Source organism: Streptomyces sp. NPDC037389 (assembly GCF_040636475.1).
Taxonomy (GTDB): Bacteria; Actinomycetota; Actinomycetes; order Streptomycetales; family Streptomycetaceae; genus Streptomyces; species Streptomyces hesseae.
This window is the reverse complement of sequence record NZ_JBEZUS010000003.1, coordinates 496,638-513,202: the sequence shown is the minus strand read 5'-3', so window position 1 is coordinate 513,202 and position 16,565 is coordinate 496,638. Positions and strand designations below refer to the sequence as shown.

Below are 16,565 nucleotides of genomic sequence, written 5' to 3'. Positions count from 1 at the left end.
CTGCACAGTTCCATTAAGCGGAAACGTCATGGTTCCGTCGGTAACCCAGTCACGACAGTTAGGGGAGTGATCGTGAAGGGCAGGCAGATTCAGTGGATTCGGCGGTGTGCGCCTCGTCGCCACCCGCTCGCCGATCAGGTATACGACGCGCTGACCGTCGTGGTCGTGGTCATCGTCGTCGCCGTCTGTTCCCCGGGCCTGAGCCCGGAGGCGCTGGGGCTCATCGGGACGGTGGCGACCGTCCTCGGCTCGCGGTCCCGGCCGAGAACCTGCCGGTGACGAAGGCGGAAAGGAGAAAAGGGAGTTCACGAAGCACAGGCCATGGCTAGGGTGGACCGCGCTGTCGGGCCGGCCATGACCTTGTGAGGGGTGGGGATCGGATGCTCGTCAAATCCTGGCTTCGGATCGTGATCGCGGCGGTGATCGCGCTGGCCGTGTTCCCGGGCGCGGCCGGCGCCTCACCGCCGCCCGGCAGAACCCCGGTCGTGTTCTTCCCCGGTTACGGCCTCACCAGACTCGAGGTGACCGTCGACGGCCAGACCACGGCCCCCGGATGCCCGCGCTCCGGCAGCTTCGGGAGCTGGTTCGCCAACGACCACCCGAGCACGGAATTCAGCCAGGTCTGCCAGGACCGGCTGCTCACCCTCCACTACGACCCGGACCCGGCGAAGCCGATGCCCGCGCGCTTCTCCTACCCGCCCGGCGTCGACGTCCGCGTCGCCGGCTACGGCAGGACGGACAGCGCGCCCGCCTACGAGCCGCTGTACCGGGCCCTGGAGGCGAGCGGATACCGGCGCGACCACGACATCCGCGTCGCCGGCTACGACCCCCGGCTCACCCCCGACCTGGACGGCTTCCTGGAGCGGACCCGCCGGCTCGTCGAGGACGCCTACCGCGAGAACGGCGACCGGCCCGTCCACCTGGCCGGGCACTCCAACGGCCCGCTCTACGTCCAGTACCTGCTCACGCACACCACCCGCGCCTGGCGGGACAAATACCTCCACGGCTTCACCTCGTTCGCGGGCAACATCCCGGGCCAGGGCCTGCTCTACGCGACGATGTTCACCGGCCTCGACATTCAGGACTTCGGCACCCCGAAGACAGCGGAGAACGCCCGCAGCAGTGCCCTGATGTACCTGAGCGCGCCCTCCACCTATATGAGCGCCGCCGACCCCGCCGTCTTCGGCGACCGCGAGGTCGTCGTCCAGGACACCTCCACCGGACGCTCCTACACCCCCCGCGACTACCCGCGGCTCTTCGCCGACGCCCGCCTGCCCATGGCCAAGGAGCTCGCCGACCACTACATCGGCCTGGTGGAGTTCACCGGCCCCCGCTCCTTCCCCGGCGTCGACGTCTTCGCGGAGAAGGGCTCCGGCCTGCCCACCACCGTGGGGGCACGCCTCGCCGGACTGACCCCCGGACAGGTCCTGGACACCAAGGCCCTTCTGACCCGCGACGGCGACGGCAACCAGGAGGACATCACCAACGAGGCGGTCCTGGCCTGGCGGTCGATGCCCTGCCACCGGTTCACCCTCACCGACAACCCCGGCGTCGACCACTTCGCCCTTCCCGGCCACCGCGCCGCCCTCGACCGGCTGATCACCCACCTCGGACAGCCCCGCACCACCTGCCGGGAGCCGTGAGACCGGAAGCACGACGCGCCCTGCTCGCGGGCTCGGTGGGCAACTTCATCGAGTGGTACGAGTTCGGGGCGTACGGATACATGGCCACGGTCATCGCCGCCAATTTCTTCGGCGGCGACGGAACGACGGGCGGCGCCGAGGGGCTGATCAGGACGTACGCGTCCTTCGCCCTGGCCTTCTTCTTCCGCCCCGTGGGCGCGGCGCTGTTCGGCCGCGTCGGGGACCGGCTCGGGCGACGCCCCGCCCTCGTCCTCGCGCTCGCGCTGATGACCGGGGCCACCACCCTCATCGGGCTGCTCCCCACGTACGCCACGCTCGGCGCCGCCGCGCCATGGCTCCTGACCGGGGCGCGGGTGCTCCAGGGCCTGTCCGCCGGCGGCGAGTTCGGCGGCGCGGTGTCACTGCTGACCGAGAACGCCCCGCCCGGCCGCCGCGGCCTCTACGGGGCGTGGCAGTCCTGCACGGTCGCCCTGGGCCTGCTGGCCGGAGCGGGACTCGCCGCCGCGCTGGCGGCGGTGCTCGGACCGGACGCGCTGACCACGTGGGGGTGGCGGGTGCCCTTCCTGCTGGCGCTTCCCCTCGGCGCGGTGGCGCTGTGGTCGCGGCTGACGCTGGAGGAGTCACCGGAGTTCCGGCGCATCGCCACGGCCGGCCCGGCGGCCGACGGCGTACCGGAGGAGTTGCCCCGGCCGCTCCGGGCCGTCGCCATCGGTATCGGCATCGGGCGGATCATGGGCTGGGCGGCGGCCGGCTACACCTTCCTGGTGGTCCTCCCGGCCTATCTCCAGCACACCGTGGGCACCACGTTCCAACAGGCCCTGACCGCCACCGCACTGGCCAACCTCGGCTTCGCCGCCGCCGTCCTGCCCGCCGGGGCACTGAGCGACCGCGTCGGCCGCCGCCCGGTCATGGCCGCGGGCGCGGCACTCGTCGTCCTGCTCGCCTTCCCCCTGCTGACACTTCTCCAGAGTGCCACCGCCCCCACCGCGGCGAAGGCCGCCGCGCTCCTCCTCGCCGGAGCGGCGGTCGGCGCGATGGCGGGGCCGGGCCCGGCGATGCTGGCGGAGATGTTTCCGTCCCGGGTGCGCTGCACCGGCCTCGGGCTGTCCTACGCGCTGGCGAACGCGGTGTTCTCCGGCTGCGCCGGCCTGATCGTCACCGAACTGGTCGAGCGCACCGGGAACACCGGCATCCCCGCCTACTACGCCGCCGTGACCTGCGCGATCAGCGCCGTGGCCCTGCTGGCGCCGGGCGGCGGAGGCGCCCCGGCGCGGGGATAGTCACCCCTTGGCAAGACCTGGACGGATTCCCGGCGCCCCCTTGCCCCGCCCTTTGTTCACACCCCGAGTGCGCGGCCCGATGATGGCCGGATGTGTGCGTCACCAAGGCCGGAGGGGTGCGGATGAATGCGGACAAGGGCATAGACGTCGTCGAGTTCGCGTGCGCGCACTGTGGACTCAGCTGGACCCATGAGTACGAGGTGGTCCGCTGTGCGACGTCGAGCGGTTTCGAGAGGGAGTGCTTCCGTATGCACGACCTGCCGGTGATGCCCCCGTACAGCTGGGAAGGGGCGCCCGAGTGCGCCCGGTGCGGCCACTGGGTGGTGGGGAAGCTGGCCATGCGGCGCTCCTGACCCACCCCGCGCCGTGCCGCGCGAAATCGCCCCGGAGAGTGGTTTGACCGCCGGAGGAGCGCCGACGGCCGGACACCGCCAGCACACTGCCGTGGTCCGGACAGGCAGATCATCTCAACAGACGGGGGATGTCATGGTGGGCGGCACGGTGCTGTTCGCGCTCGACGAGGACCCGCTCGGCGCGGGCGCCGCGGGCGGACAACTGCGCAGGATCCGCGAGGAGGTGGAGGCGCAGGGCCTCGAAGCGCGCTGGGCCCGCACCGGGACCGACGCCCGGGCGGTGCTGCGGACGGAGGCCGGACTGGCGGCCGCCGTGGTGGCCTGGGACCTCCCGCCGGGGAAGCGGAGCCCGGGGAAGCCGGGGGAGAAGGACGGGGACGAGACGGGCGGCGCGGCGGTGCTGCGCCAGATCGGGCGGCGTTTTACGGACCTGCCCGTGCTCCTGGTGATGACGGACGGTGCCGACGACGAATTCGAGCGGCTGCCCCTGTGGGTGGCGGAGACCGTCGTCGGCTACGTCTGGCCGCTGGAGGACACCCCGGCGTTCATCGCCGGGCGGATCGCCGGCGCGGCGCGCGCCTACCGCCAGTCGGTCCTCCCGCCGTTCTTCAAGGCGCTGCGCCGCTTCGACGACGCCCACGAGTACTCCTGGCACACCCCGGCACACGCCGGAGGTGTGGCCTTCCTGAAGTCCCCCGTCGGGCGTGCCTTCTTCGACCACTACGGGGAGCGGCTCTTCCGCAGCGACCTGTCGATCTCGGTCGAGGAGCTCGGCTCGCTCTTCGAGCACACGGGCCCGATCGGCGAGGCCGAGCGCAACGCCGCCCGGATCTTCGGCGCCGACCGCACCTACTTCGTCCTCCACGGCAACTCCACCGCCGACCGCATGGTCGGCCACTATTGCGTCGCCCAGGACGAGATCGCCCTGGTGGACCGCAACTGCCACAAGTCCGTCCTCCACGGACTCGTCCTCTCCGGTGCCCGCCCGGTCTATCTCGTGCCCACCCGCAACGGCTACGGACTGGCCGGTCCGCTGCCCCCGGAGGAGATCGGGGCGGCGTCCGTGGCCGGCCGCATCGCCCGCAACCCGCTCACCTCGGGCGCGGTGTCACCCCACGCCGAATACGCCGTCCTCACCAACTCCACCTACGACGGCCTGTGCTACGACGCGATCCGGGTCACCCGTGAACTCGCCCCCAGCACCCCGCGCGTCCACTTCGACGAGGCGTGGTTCGCCTACGCGCGCTTCCACCCCCTCTACGCGGGCCGCTACGGGATGTCCGTCGGCCCCGACACCTTCGACGGGCCCGACCGCCCCACGGTCTTCTCCACCCAGTCCACCCATAAATTGCTGGCGGCGCTGTCGCAGAGCGCGATGGTGCACCTCAAGCCCTCATCGAGGGCACCGGTCGAACACGAGCGTTTCAACGAGGCGTTCATGATGCACGGCACGACCTCACCGCTCTACCCGGCCATCGCCTCCCTCGACGTGGCGGCCGGGATGATGGACGGCCCGCAGGGCCACTGGCTGGTCGACGAGGCCGTCACCGAGGCGATCCGCTTCCGCCAGGCCGTCGCCCGCACCGGACGGCGCGTCGCGGCGGCGGGCGACCGCCCCGCCTGGTTCTTCGGCGCCTGGCAGCCCCCGGCCGTCACCGACCCGGCGACCGGCGAGCGCTACGACTTCGCCGACGCCCCCACCGAGCTGCTGCGCTCGCACGCCTCGTGCTGGCAGCTCGAACCGGGCGCCGACTGGCACGGCTTCCCCGGCCTCGCCGACCACTACTGCCAGCTCGACCCGGTCAAGGTCACCGTCACCTGCCCCGGTATCGACGCCACCGGCACCTGGGCCGACTGGGGCATCCCGGCCCGGATCCTGACGGCCTACCTCGCGACCCGCAACATCGTCGTGGAGAAGACCGACAGCTACACCACGCTCATCCTCTTCTCCATGGGCATCACCAAGGGCAAGTGGGGCACCCTGCTGGACGCCCTGATGGACTTCAAGGCGCTCCACGACGAGGACGCGCCCCTCGACCGCGTCCTGCCCGGCCTGGTGGACCGATACCCCCGCCGGTACACCGGCACGACCCTGCGCGAACTGTGCCGGTCCATGCACGGTCACCTGCGCGACGCGGACCTCGTCGGCCTCCTCGACACCGCCTTCCAGGAGCTGCCGCGCCCGGTCGTCCCGCCCCAGTGGTGCTACCAGCGCCTGATCCGCCAGGGAACCGAGCGCGTCCGTGTCGCCGACGCGGCGGACCGCGTGGCCGCGGCCATGGTCACCGTCACCCCGCCCGGCATCCCGGTCCTGATGCCCGGCGAGTCCATCGGCGCCGCCGACGGCCCCCTGCTGCGCTACCTCGGCGCGCTGGAGTCCTTCGACCGCCGCTTCCCCGGCTTCCGCAGCGAGACCCACGGCGTCACGGTGGACGACGAGACCGGCGACTACGCGATCGAGTGCGTACGTCAGGACGAGGACATCCCCGCTCCCTGACACCTAGGGTGCGGGTATGACCGCCACTTCCCTGCCCGCACCCCCGCCCGGCACCCCCGGCCACCACGGCCGCACCGCGCTCGTCACCGGAGCCGCGAGCGGCATAGGGGCGGCCTGCGCCTTACGGCTCGCGGCCGCCGGAGCCCATGTCCGCGCGCTGGACCGCGACGCGGCCGGCCTCGACGGGCTCGCCCGACGGGCGTCCGGGTCGCCCGGAACCGTCGAGGCCGTCGTCCTCGACCTCGCCGACCTCGACGCCGCCGAACAGGCCGCCGCCGGCGCCGACATCCTCGTCAACAACGCGGGAATCCAGCTTGTCCGCCCCGTCCAGGACTTCCCGCCCGACGCCTTCCACACGATGCTCACCATCATGCTGGAAGCCCCCTTCCGGCTGATCAGAGGCGCCCTGCCGCGCATGTACGAGCGGGGCTGGGGCCGCGTCGTCAATATCTCCTCCGTCCACGGACTGCGCGCCTCCGCGTACAAGTCCGCCTATGTCACCGCCAAACACGGCCTCGAAGGGCTGTCGAAGACCGTGGCCCTCGAAGGCGCCCCCCACGGAGTCACCTCCAACTGCGTCAGCCCCGGCTACGTCCGCACCCCCCTCGTGGAGAAACAACTCGCCGACCAGGCCGCCGCCCACTCCCTGTCCGTCGAGGACGTCCTGACCGACGTCCTGTTGCGCGACACGGCGCTCAAGCGGCTCGTCGAGCCGGAGGAAGTGGCCGAGGCCGTCGCCTACCTCTGCGCGCCGCACGCCTCCTTCATCACCGGTACCACCCTGGTGATGGACGGCGGCTGGACCGCCCACTGACCGCGCGAGGGTGACGTAAGCCCCGGATAAACTCCCCGAAGATCTTTACGGGGAGGACATGTTCATGACGGAGCGACAGCGACCGACGGCGGCGGAGGAAGGCCACGGCTGTCTGGGGATAGTGACCAACGCCCGCACGGTCGCGCACACCATCTTCGCCAACTCCGGACCCGGCCGGGTGACCGACCCGGTCGTGAACCGCGTCCAGAAGGCACGCGCGGTCATCGGCGCGCTGACGACGTTTCTGCTGATATCCGTCTACGGCGTGGACGGGGGCTGGAGCGCGGTGGCCGAGGACGGGTTCACCAGACTGTTCCTGGCGCCGCTGGTCCTCATCCTGGTCGGCCCGCTCGTCGTCGCGGGCTTCATCTGGTACGCGCCGCCGCCCCACCGGCCGCTGCTGCGCGCACGGCTGCGCTATCCGCTCAGGGCCATCGCCTGGTTCCTGGGCGCGCCGGCCGTGGCCGTCGGCGCCGTCATCGGCTTCGCCTTCCTCGCGAAGGTCCTCGACGACTACTACCTCGCCCAGATGCTGGTCTACCTGGTCACCCTGGTGGTGGGGATCCCCGTCCTGGTGTGGGCGGCGGCCTTCCTCTTCTTCGCCTCGGGCGCCGCCGCCCGCTACGCCTTCAACACCGCCGACGTCCACGCCGCGCTGCCCGCCGTCCTCACGGCCGTCCTGGTGTGGGTGCTCAACCTCGTCCAGCTCGGCGACGGACTGCCGAACGGCCCCCTGGCCGTACGGATCGCGGCGTTTCTCGGCGGACCGGCGTCCGTCACCGCCGTCTCCTGCTGGGAGCTGTATGTCCTGCGGAATCGTTACGGCGTGCGGGTGCGCGGCTGAGCGCGGCCGATGCCCGCCCGGGCGCACACCGTCTAGAGTGACCCGGACCCGGGAGACGGAGGCGCCATGAACAGACAGGACGGGCCCCAACGGCCCTACGACGTCGTGCTCTTCGGAGCGACGGGGTTCGTCGGCGAGCTCACCGCCGAGTACCTGCTGGAACACGCGCCGAAAACCTGCCGGCTGGCGCTCGCCGGGCGCGACCGGGCGAAGCTGGAACGGCTGCGGGAACGGCTGGCGGCGGTGGACCCGGCGCGGGCCGCCGAGTTGGGGATCGTGACGGCCGACGCGTCCGACCCGGTGGCCCTGCGGGCGCTCGCGGAGTCCACGCACGTCGTCGCGTCGACCGTCGGACCGTACATCCGCTACGGCGAGGAACTGGTGGCCGCGTGCGCGGAGGCGGGCACCGACTGCACGGACCTCACGGGCGAGCCGGAGTTCGTGGACCTGATGTTCGTCCGGTACGGCGCGCGGGCCCGGGAGACCGGCGCGCGGCTCGTGCACGCGTGCGGCTTCGACTCGCTGCCGCACGACCTGGGGGCGTACTTCACCGTGCGGCAGCTCCCGGAAGGCGTACCGCTGACGGTCGACGGGTTCGTCCGGGCGATGGGCCTGATCTCCGGCGGTACGCTCGCCTCGTCGCTGACGATCCTCTCCCGGCGGCCCCAGGCGGCTGCCGCGGCCCGGGAGCGGCTGCGGTACGAGCCCCGGCCGGCCGGGCGGCTGGTCAGGGCGCCGCTGGGGCCGCCGCGGTTCAGCAAGGAGACGGGCACCTGGGCGCTGCCGCTGCCCACGCTCGACCCGGTGGTCGTACGGCGCTCGGCCGAGGCGCTGGAACGTTACGGCCCGGACTTCCGCTACCGCCACTACGCGTCCGTGAAGACCCTGCCGATGGCGCTGGCCGGGCCCGTCGCGGTGGGCACGGTCGCGGCCCTCGCTCAGGTGCCGCCCGTCAGGTCATGGCTGACGGCGCGGTACGAGCCGGGGCGCGGTCCGGACGCGCGCCTGCGGGCCCGCGGCTGGTTCCGGCTGCGGTTCGTCGGGGAAGGCGGCGGACGACGGGTGTTCACCGAGCTCACGGGCGGTGACCCGGGCTACGGCGAGACCGCGAAGATGTTCGCCGAGGCGTCCCTGTGCTTGGCGCTGGACGACCTGCCGACGACGTCCGGTCAGGTCACCCCCGCCGTGGCGATGGGTGACGCGCTGCTGGAACGGCTGGCGGCGGCCGGCCTCCCGTACCGCGTCAGGCACGCGCGCTGACGCGGCCCCCGGGCCGGGGCCGCCGGGCCTTATCTCAGCACTGGGGCCGGCGGCCGTGGTTGGCCGCGTGCTTGCGGCGCTGTTTCTTCTTGCGACGGCGCTTCGACGACATGACGCCTCCTCTCCAGGGGAGCCTCCGTCCAATTTATCCGGCTCATGGCCGGTTCGCTCGGTGATGGTGAGATGAATCCGCCTTGGTCGGGTTTTCGGGTCATCTGCGAAGCTTGGCGCATGACTACTCGCTTCCGCTTGCCCGTCACTCACTGGCCCGCCGTCGTGCCCGTCGTGGCCGCCGTCGTGCTGGCCATGACCTGGGGACGGTCACTGTCCGTCGGGATGGTCGTCCTGGTCAGCTGCTGTCTGGCCGGAGCGGTCCTCGCCGCCGTGCACCACGCGGAAGTGATCGCGCACCGGGTCGGTGAACCGTTCGGGTCACTGGTCCTGGCGGTCGCGGTGACGATCATCGAAGTGGCGCTCATCGTCACGCTGATGGCCGACGGTGGGGAGAAGAGCAGCTCCCTGGCCCGGGACACCGTCTTCGCCGCCGTCATGATCACCTGCAATGGCATCGTCGGACTGTCCCTGCTGGTGGGCGCGCTCCGGCGGCGGGTGGCGGTGTTCAACGCCGAGGGCACGGGCGCCGCCCTCGCGAGCGTCACGACGCTCGCGGGCCTCAGCCTGGTCCTGCCGACCTTCACCACCAGTACCCCGGGGCCCCGGTTCTCCCCGCCCCAGCTCGTCTTCGCCGCGACCGCCGCGCTCATCCTCTACGGCCTGTTCGTGGCGACCCAGACCGTGCGCCACCGCGACTACTTCCTGCCCGTGACCGCCGAGGGCGTGGTCATCGACGGCGACGACCACGCCCACCCGCCGTCGACCCGCGTCGCCCTGGTCAGCCTCGGTCTGCTGGGCGTCGCCCTGGTCTCGGTGGTCGGGCTGGCCAAGGGCGTCTCGCCCACCATCGAGTCGGGCGTGGCGGCGGCCGGCCTGCCCGCCTCGGTCGTCGGCGTCGTCATCGCGTTGCTGGTGCTCCTCCCGGAGACGATCGCGGCCCTGCGCGCCGCCCGTCGCGACCGCGTCCAGACCAGCCTCAACCTCGGCCTGGGTTCGGCCATGGCCAGCATCGGGCTGACCATCCCCGCCGTCGCGGTGGCCTCGGTGTGGCTGGAGGGCCCGCTCGTCCTCGGCCTGGGCGCCACCCATATGGTGCTGCTCGCCCTCACCGTCGTCGTCGGGACCCTGACCGTCATCCCGGGCCGGGCCACCGTGCTCCAGGGCGGCCTCCACCTCTCGCTCCTGGCCGCCTACATCGAGCTCGCGGTCACCCCCTGACCGTGGGGGGGGGGCGGGCGGGGGGGGGGGGGGGCGCCCCCCCGCCCCCCCCCCCCCCCCCCCCCGCCCGCGGTGGGGGGGGGGGGGGCGGAGGGGCGGCGCCGCGGCCGCGGGCTGCCCGCTGCTCCTGCTGGTCGTCTCCCCCGCCATCTGCGGCACCGTGATCTCCCGTTTCGGCACGGACGCGTGCCGTACCGCCCCTCCCTCGCCGCGCCCGCCCGCTGCTACAGCACCTTGGACAGGAACGACTTCGTCCGGTCGTGCTGGGGGTTGGTCAGCACATCCCTCGGGTGGCCCGACTCGACGACGACGCCCTGGTCCATGAAGACGACCGAGTCGCCGACCTCCCGGGCGAAGCCCATCTCATGGGTGACCACGATCATCGTCATGCCGTCCTCGGCCAGGCCCCGCATGACGTCCAGGACGTCGCCGACCAGCTCCGGGTCCAGTGCCGACGTCGGCTCGTCGAAGAGCATCAGCTTCGGCTCCATCGCCAGCGCCCGGGCGATGGCCACGCGCTGCTGCTGGCCGCCGGAGAGCTGGGAGGGATAGTTGCCGGCCTTGTCGGCGAGGCCGACGCGGTCGAGGAGCTTCAGGGCGCGCTCCCGGGCCACGGCCTTCGTCTCGCCCTTGACCTGGACCGGCGCCTCCATGATGTTGGCCAGCGCCGTCATGTGCGGGAAGAGGTTGAAGCGCTGGAAGACCATGCCGATGTCACGGCGGTTCTGGGCGACCTCGCTGTCCTTGAGCTCGTAGAGCTTGTCGCCCTTCTGCCGGTAGCCGACGAGCTCGCCGTCGACGTAGAGCCGGCCGGCGTTGACCTTCTCCAGGTGGTTGATGCACCGCAGGAAGGTGGACTTGCCCGAACCCGAGGGGCCGATGAGACAGAACACCTCGCGCGGGGCGACCTCCAGGTCGATGCCCTTGAGGACCTGCACGGCGCCGTAGGACTTGTGGACGCCCTGCGCCTTCACCATCGCGTTCATGCGCTGACGCCTCCCTTGGAACGGTTGCCGAAGGCCGCCAGGTTGGCCCTGACCTTCTGCCACGGGGTGAGCGGCAGGCTGCGCAGCGCGCCACGGGCGAAGCGCCGCTCAAGATAGAACTGGCCGACGCTGAAGACGCTGGTCAGGATGAGGTACCAGGTGGCGGCGAGGAACAGCATCTCCACTGTCGCACCGGTCGTCTGCCCGATGTCGGACGTGGAGCGCAGCAGCTCCAGGTACTGGGCCGCCGCCGCGGCCAGCGACGAGGTCTTGAGCATGTTGATGAACTCATTGCCCGTCGGCGGCACGATCACGCGCATCGCCTGCGGCAGCACGATCCGGCGCAGCGTCCTGCCCTGGCTCATGCCGAGCGCGTGGGCGGCCTCGGTCTGGCCCTCGTCGACGGACTGGATGCCGGCCCGCACGATCTCGGACATGTAGGCGGCCTCGTTGAGCCCCAGGCCGAGCAGCGCGGCCATGAAGGGGGTCATGAAGTCGCTCATCTCGTCCCGGTAGATCGGGCCGAGGTTGATGTACGGGAAGATCAGCGCCAGGTTGAACCACAGCAGCAGCTGGACGTAGACCGGGGTGCCCCGGAAGAACCAGATGTAGAGCCAGGAGACCGCTGATGTCACCGGGTTCTTCGACAGTCGCATCACGGCCAGGACGATGCCGAGGACCAGGCCCAGCAGCATCGCGAGCAGCGAGATCAGGACGGTCTTGCCGAGGCCCGAGATGACGGACGAGTCGAAGATGTAGTCCGGGATGGCGCTGTAGTGGACGTTCGCCGAGGCGAAGGCGTTCACCAGCAGGCCGAGGACGGCCAGCACGAGGACGGCGGCGATCCACCGGCCGTAGTGGCGGACCGGGACGGCCTTGATCGCCTCGGGCTCGACGGGTGCGCCGGCGCTTGCCTTGCCGGTGGGGGCCGGGGGATCGGCCGGCGGGTCGGCCGGGTCCGGGTCCGGGTCGGCGGGGTCGTCGCCCGGGTCCACGGGGTCCTTGTCCGCGGACGCCTGCTTCTTGGTCGAGACCTTTTCGGCAGCCGGGGCCTTCTCGGCTGAGGCCTTCTTCTCGGGCGCGGGCTCGGGTGCCTTGTCGGCCTTGTCGGCCTTGTCGGCCTTGTCGGCCGGGGACTTCTGCTCCGGCTCGGGCGTGCCGGACTTCTCGGCCTCGCCGGGCTCCGTCGCCTTGTCCGGCTCGGACGTCTCGGCGGGCTCCGTCGCCTTGTCCGGCTCGGACGCCTTGTCGGGCTTGTCGGGGGAATCAGTCACTGGGGGTGCCTTTCAGCGTCTGCCATACGAGGAGGGGGACAGCCAGGACAAACGAAGGGACAGACGAAGGTCAGGAACCGCCGTTGATCTTCGCTTCCTTGATGGCGCCCGCATCGACGCCCCAGGTCTTGATGACCTTCTCGTACTCGCCGTTCTTGACGATCGCGTCGAGCGCCTCCTTGAGGGCGTCGCGCAGCTGGGCGTTGTCCTTCGCGACGGCGATGCCGTACGGCGCGGCCTGCACCTGGTCCCCGACGATCTCGAAGTCCTTGCCGCCGCCCGAGGTCTTCACCGCGTAGGCCGCGACCGGGAAGTCGCTGGAGACGGCGTCGACACCGCCGGCCCGCAGCCGGGTCTGGGCCTCCAGATCGTTGTCGAAGGCCTCCATGCCGATCTTGTCCTTGCCGTCCTTCTCGCACTTCTCCGACTGGGACTTCGCCAGGTCCTCGGAGACGGTGCCGCGCTGGACCGCGATCTTCTTGCCGCAGAGGTCGTCCCAGCCGTTGATGCCCTTGGTGTCGCCCTTCTTGGTGTAGAGCGAGACACCGGCGTTGAAGTAGTCGACGAAGTCGACGCCCTCGCCCACCTTCTTGTGGGTCTTGGAGTCGAGACCCTCCTGCCGTTCCTTGGTGTCCGTCATCGCGGACATAGCGATGTCGTAACGCTTGGATCGCAATCCGGTCAGCAGGGCGTCGAAGGTGCCGTTGTCGAACTCGACCCGGACCCCGAGCTGCTTGCCCAGCGCCGCGGCGATGTCCGGATCGATGCCGACCGTCTTGCCGTCCTTCTTGAACTCGACGGGCGGATAGGCGATATCGGACCCGACCTTGATCACCTTGGCGCTCTTGATCTTCTCCGGCAGCTTGGCGAAGAGCGGGGCCGAGGAGCCCTGGGCGGACGACTGGCCGGACTCGTTGCCGGTCTTGTTCCTCTGGTCGCCGCAACCGGTCAGCAGCAGGGTGCCGGCGACCGCGATCGCGCCGACGGCGGCCAAGCGACTCCAGGCGGCAGCCGGGCGAGGGGTGGTGCTTGCGGTCATTGCTCGTTCCTCCTGCGGTTGAGGGGGTATACGACAGGTAATTCGGCAATCACGTGAGAACGCGGGAGAAGTCGCAGCACACTTCCTCGTACGACGCGACCTTGTGCGGTGTGCGCATCTTGCCATCCGGACTGCCCCATTCGGGGGGCCAGCCATGTCAAAATCGGATAACGGGTGATCCCCATTCGTTACCGGTCGGTTCGCACCCCTTGGGCTGCTGTGTCTGTTCTGATCGGCTTCCTGGCGCGAGACGCAGGTCACGCCCGCACCGTCTCACTTCGTGGACACCTTGTCGCGTCCAGGACCAGTTGACACGTTCCCGCCGTGATCGCGTGTCGGGTTCGCGCCACCGGGGCCCGGAACTCACTCGTCGGCCGTAGTGGTCTTCCGGTAGAAAGACCAGTTACACCCCTCACCCGGGGCTCAGGGCGCGCATGTGCGGCGCGCCCGCTTTGTCCGTACCGCCCCGTCGCACGGAAGTCATCCGCCGTCCGGGGTCCGGACATGGTTCGGACATGTGCCCGACCCGCCTCCCACACCCAGAGGCGGTTACCCTCGATCTGCACTTACGACAAAGGGGTCAAGAAAAGTGGCAGCGGAGATCGTGAATCCTCGCAGCGACAGCGGCACGGACGAAGGGGCTCGCGCAGAGTTCTTCGATCCGGCCTTCGCGCTGCACCGTGGCGGCAAGATGGCGGTTCAGGCGACCGTTCCCCTCCGGGGGAAGGACGACCTGTCCCTCGCCTACACGCCGGGAGTCGCCAAGGTGTGCAGCGCCATCGCCGAACAGCCGGAACTGGTCTACGACTACACCTGGAAGTCCCAGGTCGTCGCGGTCGTGACGGACGGCAGCGCGGTGCTCGGCCTGGGGGACATCGGTCCCGAGGCGTCCCTGCCCGTGATGGAGGGCAAGGCCATCCTCTTCAAGCAGTTCGGCGGCGTGGACGCGGTCCCGATCGCCCTCGACTGCCGTGACGTCGACGAACTCGTCGACACCGTGGCGCGCATGGCGCCCTCCTTCGGCGGCATCAACCTGGAGGACATCTCCGCGCCGCGCTGCTTCGAGATCGAGCGCAAGCTCCAGGAGCGCGTGGACATCCCCGTCTTCCACGACGACCAGCACGGCACCGCCGTCGTCACCCTGGCCGCGCTGCGCAACGCCGCGCGGCTGACCGGCCGTACGCTCGGCGAGCTGCGCGCGGTGATCTCGGGCGCGGGCGCGGCCGGTGTGGCCATCGCCCGGATCCTGGTGGAGGCGGGCATCGGCGACGTGGCCGTGTGCGACCGCAAGGGCATCGTCTCCGGCGACCGTACCGACCTGACGGACGTCAAGCGCGAGCTGGCCGGCTTCACCAACAAGGCCGGTCTGTCGGGTGCGTTGGAGACGGCGCTGGACGGCGCGGACGTCTTCATCGGCGTCTCCGGCGGCACGGTCCCGGAGCCGGCGGTCGCGAAGATGGCCGAGAACTGCCTGATCTTCGCGATGGCCAACCCGAACCCGGAGATCCACCCGGACGTCGCCCACAAGTACGCGGCCGTCGTCGCCACCGGGCGCAGCGACTTCCCCAACCAGATCAACAACGTCCTCGCCTTCCCCGGCATCTTCGCGGGTGCCCTTCAGGTGCGGGCCTCGCGGATCACGGAAGGTATGAAGATCGCGGCGGCCGAGGCGCTGGCCGCCGTGGTGGCGGACGAGCTGAGCGCGGACAAGGTGATCCCCTCGCCGTTCGACGAGCGGGTCGCCCCGGCGGTCACCGCCGCCGTGGCCGCGGCGGCGCGGGCGGACGGCGTCGCGCGACGCTGACGCCCCACCTCGTGTGAGCCTGTACGAGAGGGCCGGTCCGGACCGTGGGGTCCGGACCGGCCCTTCGTCATGGGCGGGTGCCGTCACCGGACGCTTATCGGATCCGGCGGACGAAGGCGTCGAAGACCTTGTTGGTGTCGCCGGGCACGAGGTTGTCCGCGGTGCTGCCGAAGACGAGCGCGCGCCCGGCCAGGTCGACGCTCGGGCCGTCGGACCAGCCGTTCGCCTGGGAGCCGTCGGCGGCGACGCTGACGCGCTCGACGGCGCCGGTCACCAGGTCCTTGGCGAAGACGTCCTCGACGCCGTTGGTGTCACCGGGCACGAGGTTGGCGGCCAGGGACATGAAGAACACATGCCGGTCGTCGGCGCTCATGACCGCGCCGCGGTACGAGCTGTTGTCGGCCTGCGAGCCGTCGGCCGCGACGCTGACGCGCCGGGTGACGCCGGTGAGCAGGTCCGTGGCGAAGGCGTCGGCCTTGCCGTTGGTGTCGTTCTCCACCACGGCGTCGGAGACGGACGAGAAGAGCGAGTACCGGCCGTCGGGGCTCAGCGCGAAGTCGCCGTCGACCGCCACGCCCCCGCCGTCGAGGGCCGGGGCCCCGCGCTGGGTGCGGCCGGTGCGCAGGTCGTGGACGTAGAGGCCCCTGGCGCGCGGCCGTTGGAGCGCCTTCTCCTCGCCGGGCGGCGCGACCAGGTCGGACAGGCTCAGGAAGGCGACCTTGCCGCCGTCCGCGCTGATCACCGGGGAGACGGAGAAGCCGTCGGCCTGGGCGCCGTCGCTCGTGACGCTCACCCGTGTGGTGGTGCCCCGCAGCCGGTCGCGGACGAAGACGTCCGTCTGGCCGTTGGTGTCGCCGGGCACGAGGTCGTCCCGGTCGGACGAGAAGGCGACATAGCGGCCGTCGGCGCTGATGGACGGGGACGAACTGTGCGCGGGCCTGGTGCCCTTGTTCTCGACGAGCACCTCGGTGCGGCCCGTGACCCGGTCGCGGACGAAGACGTCGTAGTGGTCGCCCGGATTGCGGTTCGGGGCGAGGTTCTTGGCCTCGGAGTCGAAGGCGACGTACCGGCCGTCGCCGCTGATCGAGGTCGTCCACGACGACCTGTCGGCGGGGGTTCCGTCGGAGGCGACGCTGGCGAGCTCGGTGCGGCCGCCGCGCAGGTCCTTGACGTAGACGCGGCGCATCGGCTCGGTGGCGCCGGGCACGAGGTTCGTGGCGCCGGTCTCGAAGGTGACGAAGCGGCCGTCGGCGCTGATCCGCGCGCCGATGCTCTCGGCGTTCGCCTGGGTGCCGTCGGAGGCGGTGTTCACCCGCTCGGTACGCGGTCGCGCCCGGTCCTCGGCGGCCGCCGCCGTGGTGACGGGCAGTGCCGCGACGAAGCTCCCCAATACCGTCGTCACCACGGCGACCTGTCTGAAGTGACGCATCATTTCCCCT

At 71.2% G+C, this 16,565-nt stretch carries 14 protein-coding genes; 10 read left to right on the top strand and 4 right to left on the bottom strand.

Features of this window, described 5'->3' with window-relative positions; genetic code table 11:
- Positions 1–66: 66 nt before the first annotated feature.
- From AB0E98_RS09035 to AB0E98_RS08995, 9 genes are all read left to right on the top strand, one after another.
- Positions 67–279: a hypothetical protein gene (locus AB0E98_RS09035; RefSeq protein ID WP_361700237.1), complete on the top strand. Its 213-nt coding sequence runs from the start codon at positions 67–69 to the stop codon at positions 277–279.
- A gap of 101 nt (positions 280–380) precedes the next feature.
- Entirely contained in the window at positions 381–1,643 is a 1,263-nt protein-coding gene (locus tag AB0E98_RS09030) for a hypothetical protein (RefSeq protein ID WP_361700234.1), read from the top strand.
- On the top strand, positions 1,640–2,923 hold the full coding sequence (locus AB0E98_RS09025) for an MFS transporter (protein ID WP_361700232.1): 1,284 nt from the start codon (positions 1,640–1,642) through the stop codon (positions 2,921–2,923). The genes AB0E98_RS09030 and AB0E98_RS09025 overlap by 4 nt, the downstream gene beginning before the upstream one ends.
- 122 nt (positions 2,924–3,045) lie before the next feature.
- Positions 3,046–3,276, top strand: coding sequence for a hypothetical protein (locus tag AB0E98_RS09020; RefSeq protein WP_229356369.1), 231 nt, complete (start codon positions 3,046–3,048; stop codon positions 3,274–3,276).
- A 133-nt stretch (positions 3,277–3,409) separates the two neighbouring features.
- Positions 3,410–5,773 carry an Orn/Lys/Arg decarboxylase N-terminal domain-containing protein gene (locus tag AB0E98_RS09015; RefSeq protein WP_361700228.1) on the top strand — a complete coding sequence of 788 codons (2,364 nt, stop codon included), beginning with the start codon at positions 3,410–3,412 and terminating at the stop codon, positions 5,771–5,773.
- A gap of 16 nt (positions 5,774–5,789) precedes the next feature.
- A complete protein-coding gene (locus AB0E98_RS09010; protein ID WP_361700225.1) occupies positions 5,790–6,587 on the top strand; it encodes a 3-hydroxybutyrate dehydrogenase in 798 nt (265 codons plus the stop codon).
- A 64-nt stretch (positions 6,588–6,651) separates the two neighbouring features.
- A complete protein-coding gene (locus tag AB0E98_RS09005; RefSeq protein WP_361700222.1) occupies positions 6,652–7,431 on the top strand; it encodes a hypothetical protein in 780 nt (259 codons plus the stop codon).
- Between the two features lie 66 nt (positions 7,432–7,497).
- Positions 7,498–8,691, top strand: a complete 1,194-nt coding sequence (locus AB0E98_RS09000) for a saccharopine dehydrogenase NADP-binding domain-containing protein (protein ID WP_361700220.1) — start codon at positions 7,498–7,500, stop codon at positions 8,689–8,691.
- A gap of 231 nt (positions 8,692–8,922) precedes the next feature.
- Complete coding sequence (locus AB0E98_RS08995; RefSeq protein WP_361700218.1) at positions 8,923–10,023, top strand: ionic transporter y4hA; 1,101 nt, start codon at positions 8,923–8,925, stop codon at positions 10,021–10,023.
- Positions 10,024–10,247: 224 nt separating this feature from the next.
- On the opposite strand, the gene AB0E98_RS08990 is transcribed toward AB0E98_RS08995, so the two are convergent.
- From AB0E98_RS08990 to AB0E98_RS08980, 3 genes are all read right to left on the bottom strand, one after another.
- Positions 10,248–11,009, bottom strand: a complete 762-nt coding sequence (locus AB0E98_RS08990; RefSeq protein ID WP_361700216.1) for an amino acid ABC transporter ATP-binding protein — start codon at positions 11,007–11,009, stop codon at positions 10,248–10,250.
- On the bottom strand, positions 11,006–11,890 hold the full coding sequence (locus AB0E98_RS08985; RefSeq protein WP_361700541.1) for an amino acid ABC transporter permease: 885 nt from the start codon (positions 11,888–11,890) through the stop codon (positions 11,006–11,008). The genes AB0E98_RS08990 and AB0E98_RS08985 overlap by 4 nt, the downstream gene beginning before the upstream one ends.
- Before the next feature lie 463 nt (positions 11,891–12,353).
- Positions 12,354–13,322 carry an ABC transporter substrate-binding protein gene (locus tag AB0E98_RS08980; RefSeq protein WP_361700213.1) on the bottom strand — a complete coding sequence of 323 codons (969 nt, stop codon included), beginning with the start codon at positions 13,320–13,322 and terminating at the stop codon, positions 12,354–12,356.
- 589 nt (positions 13,323–13,911) lie between these two features.
- On the opposite strand from AB0E98_RS08980, the gene AB0E98_RS08975 reads away from it, so the two are divergent.
- Positions 13,912–15,126 (top strand): NADP-dependent malic enzyme, encoded by a 1,215-nt coding sequence (locus AB0E98_RS08975; protein ID WP_361700210.1) that lies wholly within the window; start codon positions 13,912–13,914, stop codon positions 15,124–15,126.
- A 94-nt stretch (positions 15,127–15,220) separates the two neighbouring features.
- On the opposite strand, the gene AB0E98_RS08970 is transcribed toward AB0E98_RS08975, so the two are convergent.
- A complete protein-coding gene (locus AB0E98_RS08970) occupies positions 15,221–16,555 on the bottom strand; it encodes a hypothetical protein (protein ID WP_361700208.1) in 1,335 nt (444 codons plus the stop codon).
- Positions 16,556–16,565 lie beyond the last annotated feature (10 nt).